Below are 21,494 nucleotides of genomic sequence, written 5' to 3' on the forward strand. Positions count from 1 at the left end.
ACTCACGCGGAGCACCCGGTCATGTCTTCCCCAGAAGTTCGCCGCGGCGCGGCCGAGATGGTCGCCGCGATGCTGATGTCCGGCACCATCGGCTGGCTCGTCGTCGATTCGCAGCAGGCGCCGATCAACGTGGCGTTCATGCGCTGCGTGCTCGGCGGCGCGACGCTGGCGCTCGCTTGCGCGGCGCTCGGCCTGTTGCGGCGCAGGCTGCCCTGGCGCACGCTCGCGCTCGCCATAGCGGGAGGCGCGGCCATCGTCGCCAACTGGGTGCTGCTGTTCGCCGCCTATTCGCGCGCCTCCATTTCGATGGCCACCGCCGTCTACAACACGCAGCCCTTCATGCTCGTCGGCCTCGGGGCGCTCGTGCTGGGCGAGCGCGTGAGCGCATCTACCGTCGCATGGCTCGCGCTCGCCTTCGTCGGGCTCGTGGGCGTGGTCGAAGTGCAGCCGGCCGTGCTGGCCGTGCCGGGCGAGTATTTGCAGGGCGTGGCGTGCGCGGCCGGCGCCGCGTTCCTCTACGCCATTTCGTCGATCATCACGCGCCGTCTCAAAGGCACGCCGCCGCATCTGATCGCGCTCGTGCAGCTTGGCTTCGGCGCGCTCGTGCTCGCGCCGTTCATCCGCTACGACACGCTGCCCGCCACGCCCGTGCACTGGGTGCAGATCGCCACGCTCGGCATCGTGCACACGGGCGTGATGTACGTGCTGCTCTATGGCGCAATCCAGAAGCTGCCCACGGCAATGACCGGCGCGCTTTCGTTCATCTACCCCGTGGTGGCGATCTTCGTCGACTGGCTCACGTTCGGGCAGCGCCTCGCCTGGATCCAGGTCGCGGGCGCGGCGCTCATCCTGCTTGCGGCGGCGGGCGTCAATCTCGGTTGGCGGATCGTGCCGCCGCGGCGCAAGGCGTCGTCCGCTTGAGGCGTCATTGGCGTGACCTGACGTGCGCGGCGAGTCACGAATGTGGCGTGCGCGGCGTTGCGGGCACGCTGGCCGCATAATGTCGCGGTTTCCCGACCACGACGATGCACCAGCGCATGACCCTCTCCGACGCCAGCCACGACGAAGCCGAACTCAAGCGCGCCAAGCGCCGCGCCCTGCTGCTGCTGGTGGCGGCTGCGCTGGTGTTCGTCGCCACGGCGCTCGCGCCGCCGGGCGTGGTGGTCGACGGCATCAAGGCGGTCAGCGAAGCGTCCATGGTGGGCGCGCTCGCCGACTGGTTCGCCGTGGTCGCGCTGTTCCGGCGCGTGCCGATCCCGTTCATCGCCGCGCGCACGGGCGTGATTCCGCGCAACAAGGATCGCATCGCCGACGAGCTCGCCGTATTCGTGCACGACCGGTTTCTCAACGTGGATGCGCTAGTCGAGCTGATCCGCCGCCACGACCCGGTCGAGCGCCTCTCGTCGTGGCTCACCGCGCCGAGCAACGCGCAGCATCTGGGCGACTACGCGGTGCGGCTGATGTCGGGCCTGCTCGGCCTCACCGACGACGCGCGCATCCAGGCCTTCATCCGCGACGGCCTGCACGCGGCGCTCGACAAGGTCGATCTTTCGAAGTCGGCGGGCGCGCTGCTCGACACGCTCACGAAAGACGGTCGCCATCAGGAACTGCTCGACAAGATGCTCGATCAGCTGGGCGCCTTGCTGGCCGAGGAGAGCACGCGCACGTTCGTGGCGGCGCGCATCGTCGACGGACTCAAGGGCGAGTTTCCGCTGACCGAAAAGCTCCTGCCCTCGGAATGGATCGGCGACAGCGGTGCGCGCGTGCTGGAAAGTGCGGTGAACCGTTTGCTGCTGCAGGTGAGCGCGGACCGCGAGCACCACTTGCGCCAGAAGTTCGACGAGGTGGTGCACAAGCTCGTGGTGCAGCTCAAAAGCGATCCCGCGTTCCTGCGCAAGGGCGAGGAGCTGAAAGCCAGCCTGCGCGAAGGCAGCGCGCTCAACGAGTACACCGGTGCGCTATGGGGCAGCCTGCGGGCGTGGCTGCGCGACGATCTGGATCGCCCCGATTCGACGCTGCACGCGAAGGTGGTGGCGACCGGCCGCTGGCTCGGCGAGTCGCTGGCCGCCGACGCGGATCTGCGCGAGTCGATCAACCGCCATCTCGAAGACGCCGCGCGTGCGATGGCGCCCGATTTCGCGCGCTACCTTACGCATCACATTCGCGACACGGTGCGGAACTGGGATACGCGCGACACCGCGCGCCTGATCGAGCTGAAGATCGGCAAGGACTTGCAGGAAATCCGCGTGAACGGCACGGTGATCGGCGGGACGATCGGGCTCGGGTTGTACTTGTGCTCGCACCTGTTCGAATGGTTGCGCCTGCAACTCGGCTGGTGAAATGTTCGTGAACGTGTGGCGCCGATTATTTGCCACGATTCGCCACGATTTTTTATCGATTCGGATTTCGAATTAATTGCGCATGCTATTCGTTGCGCAAACGTTTTGAATCGGGTGCCGATAGCAGTCTGTAGGGAAATCACCGATGCGACGCAAATTCGCGCGCGAGTATGATCGGCTCGACAGTTTGATCACGTCAGAGCACGATACTCACGCTCGCCCCCGAAAAAAGGGCGAGCGTTTTTTTTGCTGGCGCGCGGACGATGCGTGGATCAGTGCGGGGCGAGTGGGTCAAGCCATGCCGGCGGGCGCTTCGACCCCGTTCTCGCCCATCACGAGCGCACCGCTTTTCGCGAGCTCCCCGGCCAGTTCGCGCACCAGCGCGGGCCAGGCGCCTTCGGGTGCGAGCTGCCGCGCCGCCGCGCGCATGATTGCCGCCTCGGCGAGCATCGTGTCCAGCGCCGCGAACGTCATCGTGCGCACTTCGAGCAGCTTGAACACGATCAGCACCTTGAGCGCGTTTTTGGCGTTGCGCGCGGGATCGGCGCTCAGCCAGGCGAGGCGCGCATAGGCGCGGTCGAGCGCGGCCCTCACATTCGAAAATGGCGCGCCATGGCCCGGAATCACCACGGCCACGTCGAGTTGCGCGATGGCGTCCAGCACCGCGCGCTGCTCCGCAAAACCGCTTGCGCCTTCGAGTTCCGGAAAAATCACGCCGAAGCCGTGCTCCCAGAGCGCGTCGGCGCTGATCAGCACGCGCGGCCCGGCGGCATACAGCATCAGCGAATCGGGGTCGTGGCCGGGTGCGCCGATCACCTCCCACTCGAAGCCGCCAAGCGTCACGCGCGCACCCGGCGCGAGCGTGCCCGTGAAAGCGAAGCGCTCGCAGGTCTGGCCGGTGGCGAGAAAGGACAGCCGCGTTTCGTCCCAGGCGCGCACGGCGCTCGCGCTGGCGGCCGGGATGAGCGTCTCGCAGGTCCATTGCGCCTGCAAGCGCGCGTTGCCGCCGCAATGATCCGAGTGCAGATGGGTGTTGACGATCGTATCGAGCGCGCGCCCCGCGAGCGCGTGCTGCACGAGCGCGACGGTTTGCGCGGCATGCGTGGCGTAGCCCGTGTCGACGAGCGCCGCGCGGGTTTCATCGACGAGCAGCACGTTGTTCGACGAGAGCCAGCCGCGCTCGAACACGCGGATCGATGGCGGCAGCGTGGCGGCGGGGGGATGTGCAGCGTGGCTCATCGCGTGGCCGCTTCGCTCGCCGGTGCCTGAGGCTTCGGCATCACGAGGATCGTCGAGCGGCCCACCACGAGCGTCTCACCGTTCTGGTTCACGGCCGTGCCTTCGAGCTTCACGAGATCGCCGTTCAGGCTGGCTTTCCAGTGGGCCTCCACGACGCGCCATTCGAAGGTGAGCACGTCATGGGCGTGCGCCGCGCGCTTGAGCTTCATGTCGAATTCGAGGCCGAGCGGCTGCGCGTACTGCGAAAAATGCGTGGCGAGCAGCGCCATGAAATGCGCGGTGGGTTGCGTGCCCGAGGCAATCAAACCGCCGAAGCGGCTCTGCGCGGCGTAGGCGTCGTCGTGGTGCAGCGGGTTCAGGTCGTTCACGAGCGTGGCGAACGACTTCACCGTGTTGGGCGAAAGCGCGAGCGTCGAGCGAAACGTCTCGCCGATCGTCACGACACGGGCGGGCGCGCCGGTGCCTATGGTCATCGGGCGTCTCCTGCTTTTGCCGCGTCGCGCGCGGTGCGTGGGGCCGGAGTAAGCGCTGAAGCGCCAACTCCGGGCCGACACAGCCACTGCGCGTGGCGCGTCTCGATCGCGTCCCATACGGCGCGCTTCGCGGCGTGGTCGAGCGTGGACCATGCAACGATCTCGTCGATCGTGCGCAGGCACCCTTCGCACAGGCCGCTCGGCTCGTGCATGCGGCATACGTTGATGCAGGGCGAGGGCGCCTGGGCGGTCGCGCGCGTTGGGCTCCGGTTCGAGTTCATGCGTCGCGCAGCGCGACGTCCACCACGGGCGCGCCGGTGAGCGCCGCCAGTTCCTGCGGCGAAAGATTGAAAACCGCATGCGGATGGCCCGCCGCGGCCCACAGGCTCTCGAGCGCGAACAGGTCGGCGTCGATCAGCGTGACGGGCGCAGTGGCGTGGCCGATCGGGCACACGCCGCCAATCGCATAGCCGGTCATCTCGCGCACGAACTTCGCGTCGGCGCGGCTCACTGCGCCCACGTGCGCCTCGACCTTCTTTTCATCGACGCGATTGGCGCCGCTCGCGATCACGAGCACGGGCGCATCGTCCTTGCGGCGGCGAAACAGGATCGACTTGGCGATTTGCGCGACTTCGCAGCCGAGCCCGGCCGCCGCTTCCGCCGAGGTCTTGCCGGTCTCGGGCAGCAGCACGACCGGCTTCGCGTGGCCGCGCTCGCGCAGGAGCAGCGCGACGCGGCGTGCGGAATCGGGCAGGGCTTCGAAGCCGTCCTTTTCCGAGTTGATGAGCGTTTCCGTCATGTCGTGATTTCCTTCGTGCTGCAATGGCTGCAACTCAGGCACATGCCGCGGCGCTCTGTTTCTTCGCGAGCAGCGCCTTGCCGGCGCGCGAGACGTTGGCGCGGCCGATGGCCTTCGAAATGAAGTCGCCGGCTTCCACCACCTGGTCGAGGTCGATGCCCGTATGAATACCGAGGCCGTTCATCAGGTACAGCACGTCTTCGGTCGCCACGTTGCCGGTCGCGCCCTTTGCGTACGGACAGCCGCCGAGCCCCGCCACCGAGGCGTGAAAGATTTCGATGCCTGCTTCGAGCGCGGCGTAGATATTGGCGAGCGCCTGGCCATAGGTGTCGTGGAAGTGGCCCGAGAGGCGCTCGCGCGGAAACACTTTGGTGACCGCCTCGAACACTTCGTGCACGCGCTTCGCGGTGCCCACGCCGATGGTGTCGGCGATATCGATCTCGTCGCAGCCGAGCGCCGCGAAGCGCTGCACCACGTCGACGACTGACGCCACCGGCACCTCGCCCTGGTACGGGCAGCCGAACGAGCACGAGACGCTGCCGCGAATGCGCACGCCGGCGGCCTTCGCCGCTTCGGCCACGGGCGCGAAGCGCTCGATGCTTTCTGCGATCGAGCAGTTGATGTTCTTCTGCGAGAACGCCTCACTCGCGGCGCCGAAGATCACGATCTCGTCCGCGCGCGCGGCGAGTGCGCCTTCGAAGCCGCGCAGATTCGGCGTGAGCACCGAATAGATCGCGCCCTCGCGGCGCGCGATGCCGGCCATGACCTCGGCGCCGTCGGCCATCTGCGGGACCCATTTCGGCGAAACGAACGAGGCCGCTTCGATGTTCGGAAAGCCCGCCTTCGAGAGCCGGTCGATCAGCTCGATCTTCACGGCGGTGGGCACGAATTCTTTTTCGTTTTGCAGACCGTCGCGCGGTCCGACTTCGACGATTTTGACTGCGGTGGGGAGGGTTGCCATGTCTGTCTCCAATACTGTGTTCTCGCGCCTCAATATCCGCGCGCCGTATTCACGATCCCGCTCACCGTTTCTCCGCGCGCGAGCGCTGCGATCTTGTCCGCGACCTGCGAGATCGCTTCCTCGCGCAGCGTGAGCGCCGAGCTATGAGGCGTAATCGTGATGCGCGGCTCGCGCCAGAACGGGTGATCGTCCGCGAGCGGCTCGTGGCGGAACACGTCGAGCGTGGCGGCCGAGAGCGCGCCGTTCGCGAGGGCATCGACGAGATCCTGTTCCACCAGATGCGCGCCGCGTGCGACGTTCACGAGATACGCGCCGCGCGGGAGCTTGCCGAAGGTGTTCGCGTCGAGCACGTTTTCGGTGTCGGGCGTGGCGGGCAGCAGGTTCACGAGCACTTTCACGTCGGCGAGGAACGCGTCGAACTGCGGGCCGCGCAGCTCGCCCGAGAAGGTCTCGATGCCGTCGAGGGCTTTCGCGCTGCGCGAGAAGCCGCGCACCGGCACGCCGAGCGAGGCCACTGCGCGCGCGACGTGCGCGCCCAGCACGCCGAGGCCCAGCACGCCCACCGTGAAGGTCTCGAGCGGATGCGGCGCGAGCACGTGCCATTCTCGGCGCGCCTGCTGCAGCGCGTATTCGTCGAAGCGGCGCAGGTAGCGCAGCACCGCGTGCTGCACGTATTCGGCCATTTGCGGCGCCATGCCCGAGTCTTCGAGGCGCACGAGCAGCGCGTCTTTCGGCAGCGTGCCCGGATGATCGCGTTCGAGCGCGAGAATCGCGTCGACGCCCGCGCCCAGATTGAAGACCGCGCGCAGGCCCGAGCGCGCGGCGAACAGCTCGCGCGGCGGATGCCAGACCACGGCGTAATCGGCGGGGGCCGTATCGCCGGGCTGCCATGCGCGCAGCTCGGCGCCGGGCAGGGCGCGCGAGAGACCGTCGAGCCAGGCGGTGGCGTCGGCTTGCGGGAGCCAGAACAGAATTTTCATCGCGGTTCGTTCCCTGCGGATGGTGGAAATCGTGAGACGAGTGGGATCGGTCGCCACATTCTACTTTTTCATGCCGTAAGCCGCCGGCTTTCTCCACGCGGTTCCGCGCCGTGGCCGGAGCGAGAAAAAGCAAAGCGGAAAAAATTGGTTTGGCGCGCAGGGGCGGCGGCTCACAATCCGTTCACGATCCGTCGAAGCGAGGAAAAAATCATGCTTTCGCACGCCGCTTCTTCGTGTGCCTCGCGCTGGCCGCCCAGACTCGTCACCGTGCCGGGCCTGCACGGCAGCGAGGGCGGGCATTGGCAAAGCTGGCTCGAGCGCCAGTTCGCGCGCTCGTTGCGCGTGGAGCAGGACGACTGGGACGCGCCCGATCTGGCGCGCTGGAGCCATGCGCTCGGGCGGCTGCTCGCGCGCGAGCGGGGTCCGTTCGTGCTCGCGGCGCACAGTTATGGCTGCCTCGTGGCGGCGCACGCGCTTCAAAAGGGGACGGTTGCCGCCGACGTGGTCGGTACGCTGCTCGTCGCGCCTGCGAGCCCGGAGAAGTTTCGCTTTGCCGGCGCTTTCGAGGCGCGCCGGCTTCCCATGCCAGCGATCCTGATCGGCAGCGAGACCGACCCGTGGATGCCGCTCGAAGGCGCGCAGCGCCTCGCGCAGCAATTGGGCAGCGCGTTCGTGAATCTCGGCGACGCGGGGCATGTCAACACGGCGGCGGGGTTCGGGCCGTGGCCGCGCGCGAAGTATTTGGTCGATACGCTCGTGCATTGCGAAGCGCCGAGGCGTCTGCATGCCGGCAGCGACTTCGGCGTGAGCGACCGGTTGAAGCTCGCCTGAGTCTCAACCGGTCCGCAGCCTGCTCGCCCGCCGGCGCGGCATCAGTGCGCCAGCGCCTCGCGCAGCAGACGCGCCGTGTGCAGCGCGATCATCCCTTCCTCGTCGGTGCGGATCGCGAAGACCGGCACGCGGCTTTCGCGCGAGCTCACGCGCTCCTTGCCGGCGTCGTTGGCCGCCGCGTCGAGCGCGATGCCGAACAACGGCGCGAGCCGTTCGCACACCTGCGCGCGAATCGGTGCGGCATGCTCGCCGATTCCGCCCGTCATCACCAGCGCATCGAGCCCGCCCAACCCGACGGCGAGCTTGCCCACTTCCTGGGCGATGCGGTACGTGTAGAAGTCGATGGCGAGCCGGGCCCGCTCATTGTCGCTCGCGAGCAGTTCGCGCATGTCACTGCTCACGCCCGAGAGGCCCTTGAGGCCGGACTCCTGGTACAGCAGCTTCTCGATCTCGTCGTAGCCCATGCCGCGCGCCATCATCCAGAGCACCGCGCCCGCATCGATGGCGCCGCTGCGCGTGCCCATCGGCAGGCCGTCCAGCGCGGTGAGGCCCATGGTGGTCTCGACGCTCTTGCCGTCTTTCATCGAGCACAGGCTCGCGCCGTTGCCCAGATGCGCGACCACCACGCGGCCGCGCGCGACGTCGGGCTCGGTGGCGTGCAGGTAGTGCGCGATGTACTCGTACGAGAGGCCATGAAAGCCGTAGCGGCGGATGCCTTCCTCGTAGTAGTGGTACGGCAGCGCGAAGAGCTGCGCCATGATGCCGTTTCCCGCGTGAAAGGCCGTATCGAAGCAGGCCACCTGCGGCAGGTCTGGCGCGGCCGTGCGCACTGCGCGGATCGCCGCGAGATTGTGCGGCTGATGCAGCGGCGCGAGCGGCGTGAGCGAGTCGAGTTCTTCGATCACCTTGTCGTCGATGAGCACCGCGTCCTTGAAGTGCGTGCCGCCGTGCACCACGCGGTGGCCGATCGCGGCGGGCGGCGTGTCGCGCAGGCCCACCGCGAGCACGAGGCGCAGCAGGCGGAACGCGGCGTCGTGGTCGGCGACTTGGGCGACCGGAAACTTCTCGTCGACGATGAGTCGGCCGTCGGCCATGCGCGCGACCACGCGCGGCGCCACGCCGATGCCTTCGATCTGGCCGCCCGCGCCGAAAATCGCGCGCGCGCCGCCTTCCGCGCGAGGATCGTCGACGACGCGATACACCGAGCACTTGATGCTCGACGAGCCCGCGTTCACGACCAGCACGATCTGGCCTTCGCCGTGCGCATGGTTCGCGGAGGAGGGAAAAGCCGGCGTCGTGCTCACAGGGCCTCCGTGGTCATGCGCGTGCGTCGCGCGTGGGCGAGCAGCACCGCGATCGCGCAACTGCCGATGCGCGCGCGCACGGTGTCGGCGCGGCTCGTGAGGATGATGGGCACGCGCGCGCCGAGCACGATGCCCGCCGATTCCGCGCCGGCAAGAAAGGTGAGCTGCTTGGCGAGCATGTTGCCCGCTTCGAGGTCGGGCACCAGCAGGATGTCGGGGTCGCCCGCGACCTGCGAGGTGATGCCCTTGATGCGCGCGGCCTCGGCGTTGATCGCGTTGTCGAAGGCGAGCGGACCGTCGAGCAGGCCGCCCGCGATCTGGCCGCGGTCGGCCATCTTGCACAGCGCGGCCGCCTCGATGGTCGAGGGCATCTTGTCGGAGACCGTCTCCACCGCTGCGAGGATCGCGACCTTCGGCGTGGCGATGCCGAGCGCCTGCACGAGATCGATGGCGTTGCGCACGATGTCGGCTTTGTCGGCGAGCTTGGGGAAGATGTTGACGGCGGCGTCGGTGATGAAGAGCGGCTTGTGATACGCGGGCACGTCCATCGCGAACACGTGCGAGAGGCGGCGCTCGGTGCGCAGGCCGCTCGCGCCCCGCGCCACTTCGTGCAGCAGTTCGTCGGAGTGCAGGCTGCCCTTCATGAGCAGCTCGGCTTCGCCCTCGCGCACCGCGAGCACCGCGCGTTCGGCGGCGGCGTGGCTGTGCGGCACATCCACGATCTTGACGTTTTCGAGCGAGAGCCGCGCTTCTTGCGCCACCGAGCGGATCTTCGCCTCGGGGCCGACCAGGAGCGGCTCGATGAGGCCGAGGTTGGCGGCGTCGATCGCGCCCGTGAGCGACGAGACATCGCAGGGGTGCGCAACCGCTGTGGGCACGGGCGCGAGGCCCGCGCAGCGGGCCAGCAGGGCGGAATACTTGTCGGGCGTTGCAGTCATGTCTGTCTCTCATCCGAAGCCAGGGCCTCTCGCGGGCGCAAAAATCGGCACGAAAGTCAGCACGAAATGGCCGTGAGCAGGTCTTGAGCAAGCGAAACCACGGTGGCGCGGCAGCGCGCCTTCACGCGTTCATGTTGCGGCGCGCAAACCGCTAACAGTGTAGTCCAGCGCATCTCGCGCCGGCCGCAAAGTGTGCAGCCGCGGCGTGCGGCTTACTGCCCCCAATGCACGGCGCATCATCCATGCAACGGCTTGGGCGGGCGCGCCGGCACGGTCTGTCACGCGCTCTTCACGCCGCCGCGCGATCATGAAGCGCGCGCGCGATCCCGCACGGCTTGACTTGGCGCAAAACTCTGCCTAGATTGAAATACTGCAGTGCAGCATGACTGTCGTGCGCACGCCATGCACGCCCCGTTATAGGAGATTTGTCACGTGGCAGTATCCGCTTTCTCGCCTGCGCTCTCGTCCGATTCCTCGCCTACTTCCCCACGCCGTTCCCTGTGGCCGCTCTGGCCGTTGCCGGGTTTCGAGGCCGTGCAGTCCTTCCAGCCTTTCCAGCCCCTCTTCGACGCGTTCGCCGAGTCTGCCGGCGCGGCGTCCATGCCCGGCATGCCCACCCCGCCCGCGCTGCCCGCCGCGGCGCCCGCCGCGCTCCAGCCGCTGTTCGACTACCTGTTCGATGCCTGGCAGCGCAGCGTCCTGTTCCTCGACGTGCTGCGCGAGCGCGGCAACCAGACCTGGCTGCACGAGAAGGCCGGCATGCCGCCGGTGCTCGCGTTCGACTATGAAGTGATGGTCGATGGCCGCGAGCTCGAGGATCCGTGCAACTACGCGCTGCTGCGCATCAAGCCTGAAGCGGGCGTAGAGACCGATGCGCGCATGCGCCCGTTCGTCGTGATCGACCCGCGCGCGGGGCATGGCCCGGGCATCGCAGGCTTCAAGATGGACAGCGAAGTGGGCATCGCGCTGCGCAAGGGCCATCCGTGCTACTTCGTGACCTTCTTCCCGGTGCCGACCGAAACGCAGACGATCCAGTCGGTGGGCGAGGCGGAAATCGTGTTCCTGCGCAAGGTGCGCGAGCTGCACCCCGACGCGGACGGCCAGCCCTTCGTGATCGGCAACTGCCAGGGCGGCTGGGCCGCGGCGCTGGTCGCGGCGTCCGCGCCAACGCTGGTCGGGCCGCTGATGCTCGCGGGCTCGCCGCTGTCTTACTGGGCCGGCGTGCGCGGCAAGAACCCCATGCGCTACTCGGGCGGCATGCTGGGCGGCTCTTGGATGTCGTCGCTTGCCGCCGATCTTGGCGACGGCCACTTCGACGGCGCGCATCTGGTGCAGAACTTCGAGAACCTCAATCCGGCCAATACGTTCTGGGGCAAGCTCTACAACCTCTACGCGAAAGTCGATACCGAGCGCGAGCGTTTCCTCGAATTCGAGCGTTGGTGGGGCGGGCATTATCAGCTCAACCGCGCCGAGATCGACTGGATCGTGCAGAACCTGTTCGTCGGCAATCACCTCACGCGCAACGAGGTCTACGCGAAGCACGCGCGCGCGCCGGTGGATCTGCGCAACATCCGCACGCCGATCATCGTGCTCGCTTCGTGGGGCGACAACATCACGCCGCCGCAGCAAGCGCTCAACTGGATTCCAGATCTCTACGCGAGCGTGGACGAGATCGTCGCGAACGAGCAGGTGATCGTCTACTGCCTGCACGACAAAGTGGGGCACCTGGGCATCTTCGTTTCGGCGAGCGTGGCGAATAAAGAGCATACCGAACTATTTTCGGCGCTCGATCTGATCGACGTGCTGCCGCCGGGCCTCTACGAAGCGAAGATCACCGACTCGGCGCCACAGGCCGGGCGGCTCGAAGCGCTCGAAGGGCGCTACGAGATCCGTTTCGAGCGCCGCACCATCGACGATATTCTCGCGCTCGACGATGGCCGCGACGACGAACAGCCGTTCGAAGTCGTGCGCCGCATCGCGGAGAATAGTCAGCGCTTTTACGACCTCTATGTGTCGCCATTCGTGCGCGCGTCGAGCACCGCGCTTTCGGCGCACCTGCTGCGCGAGACGCATCCGGCGCGCGTGGAGCGCAGCCTGTTCAGCGACGCGAACCCGGCGCTCGGCATGCTGCCCGCCATGGCGCAGGCGGTGCGTGCGAACCGCGTGCCGGCCGCGCCCGACAATCCGTTCACGCTGATCGAGCAGCAGGTATCGGCGAGCATCGAAGGCGCGTGGGACGCGTGGCGCGACGCGCGCGACACATGGATCGAAGACACCTTCTACCGCATGTACACGGCGCCTTGGGTGCAGGCGTGGGTGGGCGTTGTGCCCAATACGCCGCTCGACCCGGTCGCGCCGCCGCTCACGGCGTTGCGCAAGGAACTCGCGCAGCAGCGCCTGCGCGCCGCGCGCGAGCACGTGAACAAGGGCACGCCCGTCGATGCTTTCATGCGCATCATGGCCTATCTCGCCGATGAGATGCGCGTGGTCCAGTACCGCCCGTTCCAGCGCATGCGCGAACTCGCGCGCGAATACATGGGCGATCGCCAGCCGAGCATCGCCGAGTTGAAGGAGTCGGCGCGCCGCCAGGGGGCGATCGTGCAGCTCGACGCGAATGCCGCCATCGAGGCGCTTCCCGAGCTGGTGCCGGACATGCGCACGCGCCGCTTGCTGCTTTCGGTGGTGTACCAGGTGGCGACGGCCTCGGCGCCGCTCGATGGCGAGCGGGCGGAACGTTTCGCCGAGGTTCAGCGCGTGCTGGGCGTGGAGCCGGGCAGCGAGAAGGAGCCGTTGCCGCCGCCGCCGGGAAGCGGCAATGACGCGGGCGGCACGGGCAATGTGGGCAAGGTGGACAACGCTGGCGATGCGAAACCGGCAAAGGCCTCGAAGAGCGCGGCGACAACGAAGGCGGCAACGGTGAAGAAAGCTTCGAAGCCGACGAAGCCCACCGCCGAACCCGCGTCTTCGCGCGCGCCGCTAGCGAAGCCCGCGCGTGCGGCCCGCCGCCGCGCATCGTCTGGCGCGGGCAAGTAAGCCTGAAAAATGAGCTGGTAAAAAGCGCGCGCGGCAAATACGCCGGGCACGTGAACAAAAGAACCTGAGAGAACGCGCTCGCGCATGTGGACCGCCACGCGTGCGAGCGCGCCGAACCGCGAACCGTGAATCGGGCGGGCATCGAATCCGCGCCGCGTCGCGACAGATCGTCGAGGCCATCCATGCAAACTCTTCCAGACCAGCCGCTTGCAGGCATGCGCGCTCTCGTGACGGGCGTGGCGAACGCCGAATCGATTGCCTACGGCTGCGCGCGCGCATTTGCGGAGCTGGGCGCCGAGCTCGCGCTCACGTACCTCAACGACAAGGCCAAGCCTTACGTCGAGCCGCTGGCGAACCAGCTAGGCGCGGCAATGCTGCTGCCGCTCGACGTCGAGGACGAGGCGCAGTTCGACGCTGTCTTCGACGCGGTGCGTGAGCAGTGGGGCACGCTCGATATCGTGTTGCATTCGATCGCCAACGCGCCGAAGGCCGACCTCCAGGGCGGCCTGCTCGAATCGTCGGCGCAAGGTTTCGCGTATGCGATGGACGTCTCGTGCCACTCGTTCATCCGCATGGCGAAGCGCGCCGCGCCGCTGATGCCGCGCGGCGGCACGCTGTTCGCAATGAGCTACGATGGCGCGAATCGCGTCGTGCCGAATTACAGCTTGATGGGACCGGTGAAGGCGGCGCTGGAAGCCTCGTGCCGCTATCTCGCCTATGAGCTCGGGCCGCTCGGCATTCGCGTGCATGCGATCTCGCCGGGGCCGCTCAAGACGCGTGCCGCCTCCGGCCTGCCTGATTTCGACCGCATGCTCGCGGAAGCCGTCGAGCGCGCGCCGCTAGGCGAACTCGTCGACATCATGGACGTCGGCTACGCGACGGCCTGGCTCGCGACGCGCTACGCCCGCCGCCTGACCGGCAATACGGTCTACGTCGACGGCGGCTCGCACATCATGGCCTGAGCGCGCAGGCTTCACGCGCTCGACCCGTTCGCTTACCAGCGGCGGTAGCCGTAGTCGCGGTCACGATCGTCCCAGCGGCGGTCGTGGCCCCAATGATGGTCGTTCCAGCGATGGTCTTCCCAGCGGCGCTCGTTCCAGCGACGCTCGTCCCAGCGGCGGTCGTCGTCGCGCCAGCCCACATAAGCCGGTGCCGCGTAAGCCGGCGCCGCATAGACCGGCGCGGGCGCCGTATAAACCGGCGCGGGCGCCGTATAAACCGGCACGCCAACGGCGAGTCCCACGGAGACGCCGGCCGTCGCGGTCTGCGAGATGGCGAGAATCGTTGCGCCCGCACCCAATGCGGCAATGAGTTTCGCGTTCATTCGAGTCTCCTTTGGCTCGTTGAATGGACACCTCCAATCTAATCCGGGCTGCGGCGCCGTGGATTACAAAACTGCAACAATCGTCTCGGTGTCGCGAGGCCATGCGGGCCCGAAGCGCGCTTTCGAGCGAGAGCGTGCGCGCGAAAAGCCCCGTAAAACAGGGCTTTTCGGGGTGCGGTACCGCTTCGTGAAAAAAAGTGACGCGCCCTGATTGGACGCAAGATGTTGCGTATTTCAGGCGTGGGTAACGAGTGCGGCACCACCCCGCCAGGCATGCCTCGAGACGCAAAAAAGCCGGAGACATGCTCCGGCTTTTTTGCGCGACGGTGCAACGCGCACCTATCACTGCACCGAAACGCCCCCAAAGTTCTGCCGTCCGAACGGGCTTACCTGATAGCCGCTCACGTTGGTGCGCGTGATGGCCGCGGCCGTGGGATAGCCAAGCGGAATCCATAGCGCCTGATCGTGGATGATCTTCTGTGCGGCTTCATAGTCCTTCGCGCGCTGCGCCTGGTCGGCGGTGGTCTTGCCGTCGGCGATCAGCTTGTCGAGCTGCGGATCGCAGAAACGCGCGAAGTTGATGCCCGACTTCACCGCGTTGCAGCTAAAGAGCGGCGAGAGGTAGTTGTCGGGGTCGCCGTTGTCGCCGGCCCAGCCCATGAACAGCGTGTCGTGCTGGCCTTGCTTCGCCTCCTTGATGAGCTCGCCCCACTCGATCACCTTGATCTCCGCTTTCACGCCGATCTTCGCGAAATCGGCCTGCAGCAGTTCGGCGCCCGCGCGCGGGTTCGGGTTCAGGACACTGCCGTTCGGACGCACCCAGATCGTGGTCGCGAAGCCGTTGGGCACGCCGGCCTCGGCGAGCAACTGCTTTGCCTTCGCGATGTCGTGCGGATACGGCGAGATCGACTTGTCGTAGCCCCAGGTGATGGGCGGCCACGGGTTGGTCGCGGGCATGGCCGTGTTGTCGAAGATCGCCTTGAGATACGTCGTGCGGTCGAACGCGAGGTTCAGCGCCTGGCGCACCTTCGGGTTATCGAGCGGCTTCTTCTGCGTGTTGAGCGCGACGAAGGCTGTCATGAACGCGGGCGTCTGCACGACCTTGAGCGCTTTGTCGGTTTTGGCGTCGGCCACGTCCTGGGGCTTGGGCGAGAGCGCAATCTGGCATTCGCCGGCCTTCACCTTTTGCGCGCGCACGGCGGCGTCGGGCGTGATCGCGTAGATGAGGCGCTCCACCTTGGGCTTGGTCCCCCAGTACGTGGGGTTCGCGTCGTAGCGGATCACCGCGTCCTTCGTGTAGCTCTTGAGCACGAACGGGCCGGTGCCCACGGGCTTCGCGTTCAGGTCGATCTGCTTGCCGGCCTTGAGCAGCTGCTCGGCGTATTCGGACGAGTAGATCGACGCGAAGCCCATCGTGAGGATCGGCAAGAAGGTGGCGTTGGGCTCGTTGAGCTCGAACTTCACCGTGTTCGCGTCGACTTTGGTGATCGACTTGATGAGTTTCGGCAGGCCCATCGACTGCGCATGCGGGAAACCGCTCGCGCCCGCCACCTTGTGCCACGGATTGTCGGGGTCGAGCATGCGCTCGAAGGTGAAGACAACGTCGTCGGCGCTGAGCGCGCGCGTGGGCTTGAACCATTCGGTGGTCTGGAACTGCACGTTCGGACGCAGATGGAACGTGTAGGTCAGGCCGTCCGCGCTTACGTCCCACGACTGCGCGAGCGCGGGCACCACTTTCTTCTGCGCTTCGTCGTAGGCGACGAGCGAATTGAAGATCACGTCGGCGGATGCGTTGGTGGTCACGAGCGAGTTGAACTGCACGACGTCGAAGCCATCCGGGCTCGATTCCGTGCACACCGTGAGCGGTTTCGCGAGCGCGGGCAGGGCCGCGCAGGCGAGCGCCGCGCCAAGCGCGGCGGCGAGCACGGGAGCGGGCGAGAGGAAGCGCATGGGGTCTCCGTTTGGCTTTATAGCCGGCCAAGCTTAACGAAGGGACATTGCGCAGACAACAACATAATCGGCATACCCATATGGGGCGCGATCGGGCGGGGCGGCGTGGGGCGGTTGTAGCGCGGTTGCGCGGAGCGATTGTGCGGACTGGCCGCGGGCGGTCAATGCTGGGCGGCGCGCGGCTTGCGCGGGGCGCGTTCGAACGCGCGGTCGTAGAGCCAGCGCGGCAGCACGCGGAGCAGTGCCGCGACCACGCGCATCGGCCAGGGGAACACTGCGAAGGCGGTGCCGCGCGCGATGGCGTCGGCGGCCTTGGCGGCGAAGCGGTCGGCGTCCATGAGGAACGGCATGCGGTACGGGTTCTTCGCCGTCATGGGCGTGCGGATGTAGCCCGGCGCGATCGTCACCACGCGCACCTTGAACGGCCGCATCTCCACGCGCAGCGACTCCAGATACGCAAACGCCGCCGCCTTCGAGGCGCTGTAGGCACCCGAGCCCGGCAGCCCGCGCACGCCCGCTACGCTCGCGATGCCCATGAGCGTGCCGCGCCGCGCCTGCGCCATCGCCTCGGCGAACGGCTCGAAGGTGGCGACCATGCCGAAGTAGTTGGTGTCCATCACCTCGCGGAACGTGGCGAGGTCGCCGTGACCGGTGAGCACGCCACGGCTCACGCCCGCGTTGGCGATCACCACGTCGGGCAGGCCGTGCTCGGCGATGAAGGCGCGCGCGGCGGCCGCGAGCGCATCGGCGTCGCGCACATCGGCGCAATAGAGGGAGACGGGGTGCTGCGGATGAGAATCACGGAAGGCCTCGAGCGCATCGGCGCGGCGCGCGACGAGCCCGAGGATGGCGCCGCGCCGCGCGTATTCGGCGGCGAGCGCAGCGCCGATGCCGCTCGACGCGCCGGTGATGAAGACCTTCAAGGGGGACGTCATGCCGGCGCGCGGGCTCACATCTTCTTGGCGCGGATTTGCGAGATGATGAAGTCCATCACCTGGAGCGTGCCCGGCAGGCTGTTGGTCGCGGCCGGCCCCGTCTCGTACTTGCCCTGGATCGCGATGGTCGGCACGCCGTCGATCTTGTACGCCTCGATCACAGCCTTGTCGCGCTGGAGTGAGCTTTGCGTCGAGAACGAGTTGTACGCTTCCATGTACTTCTTCGGATCGACGCCTTGCGTGGCGAGGAACTTCGCCTGGTCGTCGGGCGTGAGCAGGTAGTTCTTGTTCACGTGGATCTCATGGAAGATGACCGGCGTGAGTTTCTGCGTGAGGCCGAGCGCGTCGAGCGCGTAGAGCATCTTCGAATGCGGGATGAAGTCGTCGCGAAATGCCACCGGCACGCGCTTGAACACGACGTCCGGGCCTTGCTTCTTGATCCAGTCTTCGAGCAGCGGGTCGAACTCGTTGCAGTGCGGGCAGCCGTACCACATGAACTCGATGACCTGGATCTTGCCCGCGGGCACGTCGAGCGGCTGCACGGCCTTGAGGACCGTGTAGTCCTTGCCGGCGACCGGCGCTTCGGGCGAGGCGTAGGCCGTGCCGGCCAGCATCGAGAGCGAGACCAAAAGCGTTCCGAGAAGTCGTTTCATAGCGTGTTATTCCAGTGAACGGGGCCGGCGGCGTCCGGCGAGGCGGTGCGCGAGCGCGTCATGCGCGTTCGCGCGGGTGATGCATCTGATGGGTTACTGCTTCGTGAAGCGGATCACAGCGGTGTCGATCCCGGCATCAGACAGGCGCTGACGGTTCGAGTTCATGTCTTCGAATTTCGAGAACGGCCCGATGCGCACGCGGTAGTACGTGACACCGCCCGCGTCGCGCTGCGTCACCTTCGACTCGAATCCCTGGAACGCGAGACGCGCGCGCTGTTGCTCGGCGTCCGCCGCGGTCTTGTACGCGCCCACCTGCAGGAAGTAGCCGGTGTTGGCTTCGCCGGCTGCGGGGGCGCCGGGCTGCGTGGGTTTTGCGCCGTTTGCAGTCGGCGCGGGGATGGCGTTAGGCGCCTTCTGCGGCTGATTGTTGGCGAGCTGCTGCGCGGGCGCGCTCGGCGCTTGCGGTTTCGGCGCGGCGGCCGAGGCATTGCTGCCGGTCGAGGGCTTCGGCGCGACTGCGACGCCGTTATTGGCGCTGTTGCTGTGATCCGCGCCGTTGTCAGCGGAAGCCGACGGCGGCACTTCGACGATCTGCGGCTCTTCGAGCATGCCCGAGGATTGCGACTGGTTCGTGGTCTGGCCCGGCGCGGTGTTCGGCGGCGTGCTTTGCGCGGCCTGCGGCGGCACCGGCTGGCCCGGCGTCTTGCCTTGCAGCACGCGGTTCGGATCGTATTGCTCGGCCTGGCTCGCGTCGCTGGGCGGCGCGACCTTCGCGACGAATGGCGTGGGCGAGCGCGTGATATAGAGCGCCACGACCACCGCGATCGCAAGGCCGACAATCAGGCCCAGCACGACACCGAGAAAAGTACCCCCGGACTGTTTCGACTGCTGCTTCGTACTGCGGCGCGGTTTTGCCATCGTCTGAATCACCTGCAAACAAGAGAATCTGGAACGGCGCGTATCCGCGTGCGGATGCGCCCCAAACATGTCGTGTGCGGCCTCGCGCGGCGCGCCGGCGGCGGGTTGGCTGCCGGCGTGCCGCATGCGAAGCGAGTCGTGTTACATGCGCTCGGGCGCCGACACGCCGATCACGGCGAGGCCGTTTGCGAGCACCTGGCGCGTGGCTGCAAGCAGCGCCACGCGCGCGTCGCGCACGGCGGCATCGTCGACGAGAACGCGTTCGGCATTGTAGAACGAGTGAAACTCAGCCGCGAGTTCGCGCAGATAGAACGCCACGGCGTGCGGCGCGAGCTCCGTGGCGGCATGCGTGAGCATGTCGGGGAACTCGCCGAGCTTCGCGATGAGCGCGAGCGCGCGCTCGCTGTCGAGCGGCGCGAGGTCGACCTTGGGCAGCGCGGCCAGCTTGCCGCCGTGCTTGCCTTGCCAGTCGCCGAGAATCGACGAGATGCGTGCATGCGCGTACTGCACGTAGTACACGGGGTTTTCGTCGTTTTCCTTCAGCGCGAGGTCGATGTCGAACACGAACTCGGTGTCGGCCTTGCGCGAGATGAGGAAGAAGCGCACGGCGTCGCGGCCGCGGCGGATGGTGGCTTCGTCCAGCAGGTCGGGCGCGACTTCGCTGCCCGGATTCGCGCCGCCCGACCATTCGATCAGGTCGCGCACGGTCACGTAGCTGCCCGCGCGCTTGGAGATCTTCACTTCCTGGCCATCGCGCATCACGGTGACCATCTTGTGCAGCACGTAGTCGGGGTAGCCCTTCGGGATACCCACGCCGAGCGCCTGCAGGCCCGCGCGCACGCGCGCGATGGTGCCGTGGTGGTCCGAGCCCTGGATGTTGATGACCTTGGTGAAGCCGCGCTCCCACTTGGTCACGTGGTAGGCGACGTCGGGCAGGAAGTACGTGTAGGTGCCGTCGGACTTGCGCATCACGCGGTCCTTGTCGTCGCCGTAGTCGGTGGTCTTGAGCCACAGCGCGCCGTCCTGCTCGTAAGTCTGGCCCGAGGCGACGAGCGCCTCGACGGTCTTCTCGACGCGGCCTTCCGTGTACAGCGACGACTCGAGGTAATAGCGGTCGAACTTTACGCCGAACGCCTGCAGATCCAGATCCTGCTCGTGGCGCAGATACGCAACGGCGAAGCGGCGGATCGCGTCGAGGTCCTCGGGGTCGCGCGCGCCCTTCACGGGCTCGCCGTCCTTGGCGGCGACGGTTTCGCCCGCCAGGTAGTCGCGCGCGATGTCAGCGATGTATTCGCCGTTGTACGCCGCTTCGGGCCAGCCCGCGTCGCCAGGCTTGAGGCCCCGCGCGCGCGCCTGGGTGGAGATGGCGAGGTTGCCGATCTGCACGCCTGCGTCGTTGTAGTAGAACTCGCGATGCACGTCGTAGCCCTGCGAGGCGAGCACGTTCGAGATGGCGTCGCCGAGCGCGGCCTGGCGGCCGTGGCCGACGTGCAGCGGGCCCGTGGGGTTGGCCGAGACGAACTCGACCAGCACGTGCCGGCCGGCTTCGCGCTTCGACTGGCCGAACGCGGCGCCTTCGGCGAACACGGCGTTCAGCACGGCGCGCTTGGCATCGGCGGTGAGGCGCAGGTTGATGAAGCCGGGGCCAGCCACTTCGGCATCGGCGATCAGGCCGGCTGCGGCGGGCAGCGTCTTGACGGCGTCGACGATCTGCTGGGCGAGCGCGCGCGGGTTGGTGCGCAGCGGCTTGGCGAGCTGCATCGCCACGTTGCAGGCGATGTCGCCGTGCGCGGCGACCTTCGGGCGCTCGAGCGCGATGGCGGGAACGATGAATGCGGCTTCGGCGGCGCCTTCGGTCGCCTGGGCCACCTTGGCGACGGCGTCGGCGAGCAAGGTCTCCAGGGTTAGTTTCTGTGCGGGCAGCATGCTTGTTGCAGGTCCTGTGCGGGTAGTGGGGGGCGGGCTGGCAGACGCGCCGGCGGGCCAGCGGCGAGGCTCCGGCATCGCGCCTCGCACCGCTTTGGGCAGATCTTGCGCGTGGTCGCGCCCTGCGGGTAATTCCGTCCAGACGGATTTTAGCAGGTGCTAATATGTGAAAAGAGATGTGGAACGAGAAGCCCGAAGCGGGCCCCGAAAAACACAAAGGAGAGAGCAGATATGCTGGTTACGTTCAAATGCCACGCAGCGCCCGACGTGACGATGCTGGAAAACCTCGCTCAGTACCTCCTCGGTATCATCGGCAAGCGGCTCGGCCCGCGCGGCGTGATCACGCACGACGAGCTCGACACCGCCATCAGCAAGCTCGAAGCCGCCATCGCCACCGACAAGAAGGAACGTGCCGAGCACGAGGGGCATTTCCACGAAGGCGAGGACGGTCACGAGCCTCACGAATTGCCCCCGGGCCTCGCGCAACGCGCGTTTCCGTTCCTCGACATGCTGCGTGCGGCGAAACAGGAAGACAACGACGTCCTTTGGGGTCTTTGACCCGCGCACCCGAACCGGCATCCCGAAAGCAAAGAGCCCGTACAGCGAACTGTGCGGGCTCTTTGCTTTGGTACTCGCGACTCGAGTACGCGTGGCTTACTGGCTGGCGGCTGCCGGCGCTGCTGCCGAGGCGGCACCCTTTTGAGCCTTCTGCTTCTTCGGCTTCTTCACGTGCTTCTGGGTGGGGGCCGAATACGACGAGGCGTCGCTTGCCTCCTGGTGCACGGCGGCCGGCTGCTGGGCGAACGACGGCTGCGAGAGTGCCGCGACGCCGAAGGCGGTCAACATCAACATCAGCTTCTTCATATGATTTCTCCGGACGACTTTTAAGGA

Annotated in this window: 21 protein-coding genes; 6 read left to right on the forward strand and 15 right to left on the reverse strand. The window is 67.2% G+C overall.

Going from position 1 to position 21,494, the window contains the following annotated elements; all coding sequences use genetic code 11:
• Positions 1-21 precede the first annotated feature (21 nt).
• Both P5W99_RS01150 and P5W99_RS01155 read left to right on the forward strand, forming a co-directional pair.
• The gene (locus P5W99_RS01150; RefSeq protein WP_421022819.1) at positions 22-921 is read left to right on the forward strand and encodes a DMT family transporter; all 900 of its coding nucleotides are present in this window, start codon (positions 22-24) and stop codon (positions 919-921) included.
• 116 nt (positions 922-1,037) lie between these two features.
• Positions 1,038-2,339, forward strand: coding sequence for a DUF445 domain-containing protein (locus P5W99_RS01155; protein WP_421022820.1), 1,302 nt, complete (start codon positions 1,038-1,040; stop codon positions 2,337-2,339).
• A gap of 291 nt (positions 2,340-2,630) precedes the next feature.
• On the opposite strand, the gene P5W99_RS01160 is transcribed toward P5W99_RS01155, so the two are convergent.
• The 6 genes from P5W99_RS01160 to P5W99_RS01185 are packed head-to-tail and all read right to left on the reverse strand — an operon-like array spanning position 2,631 to position 6,791.
• A complete protein-coding gene (locus P5W99_RS01160; RefSeq protein ID WP_421022821.1) occupies positions 2,631-3,578 on the reverse strand; it encodes an MBL fold metallo-hydrolase in 948 nt (315 codons plus the stop codon).
• Positions 3,575-4,051 (reverse strand): MaoC family dehydratase, encoded by a 477-nt coding sequence (locus P5W99_RS01165; protein ID WP_421022822.1) that lies wholly within the window; start codon positions 4,049-4,051, stop codon positions 3,575-3,577. Before P5W99_RS01165 ends, P5W99_RS01160 begins: the two co-directional genes overlap by 4 nt.
• Entirely contained in the window at positions 4,048-4,332 is a 285-nt protein-coding gene (locus tag P5W99_RS01170; RefSeq protein WP_421022823.1) for a DUF1289 domain-containing protein, read from the reverse strand. The genes P5W99_RS01165 and P5W99_RS01170 overlap by 4 nt, the downstream gene beginning before the upstream one ends.
• A complete protein-coding gene (locus P5W99_RS01175) occupies positions 4,329-4,850 on the reverse strand; it encodes a YbaK/EbsC family protein (RefSeq protein WP_421022824.1) in 522 nt (173 codons plus the stop codon). Before P5W99_RS01175 ends, P5W99_RS01170 begins: the two co-directional genes overlap by 4 nt.
• 34 nt (positions 4,851-4,884) lie before the next feature.
• Positions 4,885-5,811 (reverse strand): hydroxymethylglutaryl-CoA lyase, encoded by a 927-nt coding sequence (locus P5W99_RS01180; protein WP_421022825.1) that lies wholly within the window; start codon positions 5,809-5,811, stop codon positions 4,885-4,887.
• Between the two features lie 29 nt (positions 5,812-5,840).
• Entirely contained in the window at positions 5,841-6,791 is a 951-nt protein-coding gene (locus P5W99_RS01185) for a 2-hydroxyacid dehydrogenase (RefSeq protein WP_421022826.1), read from the reverse strand.
• Positions 6,792-7,001: 210 nt separating this feature from the next.
• Here P5W99_RS01185 and P5W99_RS01190 point away from each other — a divergent pair, with 210 nt between their 5' ends.
• On the forward strand, positions 7,002-7,622 hold the full coding sequence (locus P5W99_RS01190; RefSeq protein WP_434661561.1) for an RBBP9/YdeN family alpha/beta hydrolase: 621 nt from the start codon (positions 7,002-7,004) through the stop codon (positions 7,620-7,622).
• Between the two features lie 41 nt (positions 7,623-7,663).
• On the opposite strand, the gene P5W99_RS01195 is transcribed toward P5W99_RS01190, so the two are convergent.
• Both P5W99_RS01195 and P5W99_RS01200 read right to left on the reverse strand, forming a co-directional pair.
• A complete protein-coding gene (locus P5W99_RS01195; RefSeq protein ID WP_421022828.1) occupies positions 7,664-8,926 on the reverse strand; it encodes an acetate/propionate family kinase in 1,263 nt (420 codons plus the stop codon).
• Complete coding sequence (locus P5W99_RS01200; RefSeq protein ID WP_421022829.1) at positions 8,923-9,864, reverse strand: bifunctional enoyl-CoA hydratase/phosphate acetyltransferase; 942 nt, start codon at positions 9,862-9,864, stop codon at positions 8,923-8,925. Before P5W99_RS01200 ends, P5W99_RS01195 begins: the two co-directional genes overlap by 4 nt.
• 432 nt (positions 9,865-10,296) lie before the next feature.
• Between P5W99_RS01200 and P5W99_RS01205 the strand changes: the two genes are divergently transcribed.
• The gene (locus P5W99_RS01205; protein ID WP_421022830.1) at positions 10,297-12,897 is read left to right on the forward strand and encodes a DUF3141 domain-containing protein; all 2,601 of its coding nucleotides are present in this window, start codon (positions 10,297-10,299) and stop codon (positions 12,895-12,897) included.
• Positions 12,898-13,079: 182 nt separating this feature from the next.
• Positions 13,080-13,859 (forward strand): enoyl-ACP reductase FabI, encoded by a 780-nt coding sequence (gene fabI / locus P5W99_RS01210; protein WP_421044588.1) that lies wholly within the window; start codon positions 13,080-13,082, stop codon positions 13,857-13,859.
• Between the two features lie 32 nt (positions 13,860-13,891).
• Here fabI and P5W99_RS01215 read toward each other — a convergent pair whose 3' ends face one another.
• From P5W99_RS01215 to argS, 6 genes are all read right to left on the reverse strand, one after another.
• A complete protein-coding gene (locus P5W99_RS01215; protein WP_421022832.1) occupies positions 13,892-14,221 on the reverse strand; it encodes a hypothetical protein in 330 nt (109 codons plus the stop codon).
• 342 nt (positions 14,222-14,563) lie between these two features.
• Positions 14,564-16,171, reverse strand: a complete 1,608-nt coding sequence (locus tag P5W99_RS01220) for an ABC transporter substrate-binding protein (protein ID WP_434661564.1) — start codon at positions 16,169-16,171, stop codon at positions 14,564-14,566.
• A 161-nt stretch (positions 16,172-16,332) separates the two neighbouring features.
• Positions 16,333-17,106, reverse strand: coding sequence for an SDR family oxidoreductase (locus P5W99_RS01225; RefSeq protein ID WP_421044585.1), 774 nt, complete (start codon positions 17,104-17,106; stop codon positions 16,333-16,335).
• Between the two features lie 14 nt (positions 17,107-17,120).
• On the reverse strand, positions 17,121-17,759 hold the full coding sequence (locus tag P5W99_RS01230; protein ID WP_421022835.1) for a thiol:disulfide interchange protein DsbA/DsbL: 639 nt from the start codon (positions 17,757-17,759) through the stop codon (positions 17,121-17,123).
• A 93-nt stretch (positions 17,760-17,852) separates the two neighbouring features.
• On the reverse strand, positions 17,853-18,695 hold the full coding sequence (locus P5W99_RS01235) for an SPOR domain-containing protein (protein ID WP_421025143.1): 843 nt from the start codon (positions 18,693-18,695) through the stop codon (positions 17,853-17,855).
• A gap of 123 nt (positions 18,696-18,818) precedes the next feature.
• On the reverse strand, positions 18,819-20,603 hold the full coding sequence (argS, locus tag P5W99_RS01240; RefSeq protein ID WP_421022836.1) for an arginine--tRNA ligase: 1,785 nt from the start codon (positions 20,601-20,603) through the stop codon (positions 18,819-18,821).
• Between the two features lie 231 nt (positions 20,604-20,834).
• Between argS and P5W99_RS01245 the strand changes: the two genes are divergently transcribed.
• Positions 20,835-21,161, forward strand: a complete 327-nt coding sequence (locus P5W99_RS01245; protein ID WP_213297874.1) for a DUF1840 domain-containing protein — start codon at positions 20,835-20,837, stop codon at positions 21,159-21,161.
• A 96-nt stretch (positions 21,162-21,257) separates the two neighbouring features.
• Here P5W99_RS01245 and P5W99_RS01250 read toward each other — a convergent pair whose 3' ends face one another.
• Positions 21,258-21,467, reverse strand: a complete 210-nt coding sequence (locus tag P5W99_RS01250) for an acid-shock protein (RefSeq protein ID WP_421022837.1) — start codon at positions 21,465-21,467, stop codon at positions 21,258-21,260.
• Positions 21,468-21,494: the final 27 nt, after the last annotated feature.

Origin of the sequence: Paraburkholderia sp. A3BS-1L, from assembly GCF_051125215.1 — a bacterium.
Taxonomy (GTDB): domain Bacteria; phylum Pseudomonadota; class Gammaproteobacteria; order Burkholderiales; family Burkholderiaceae; genus Paraburkholderia.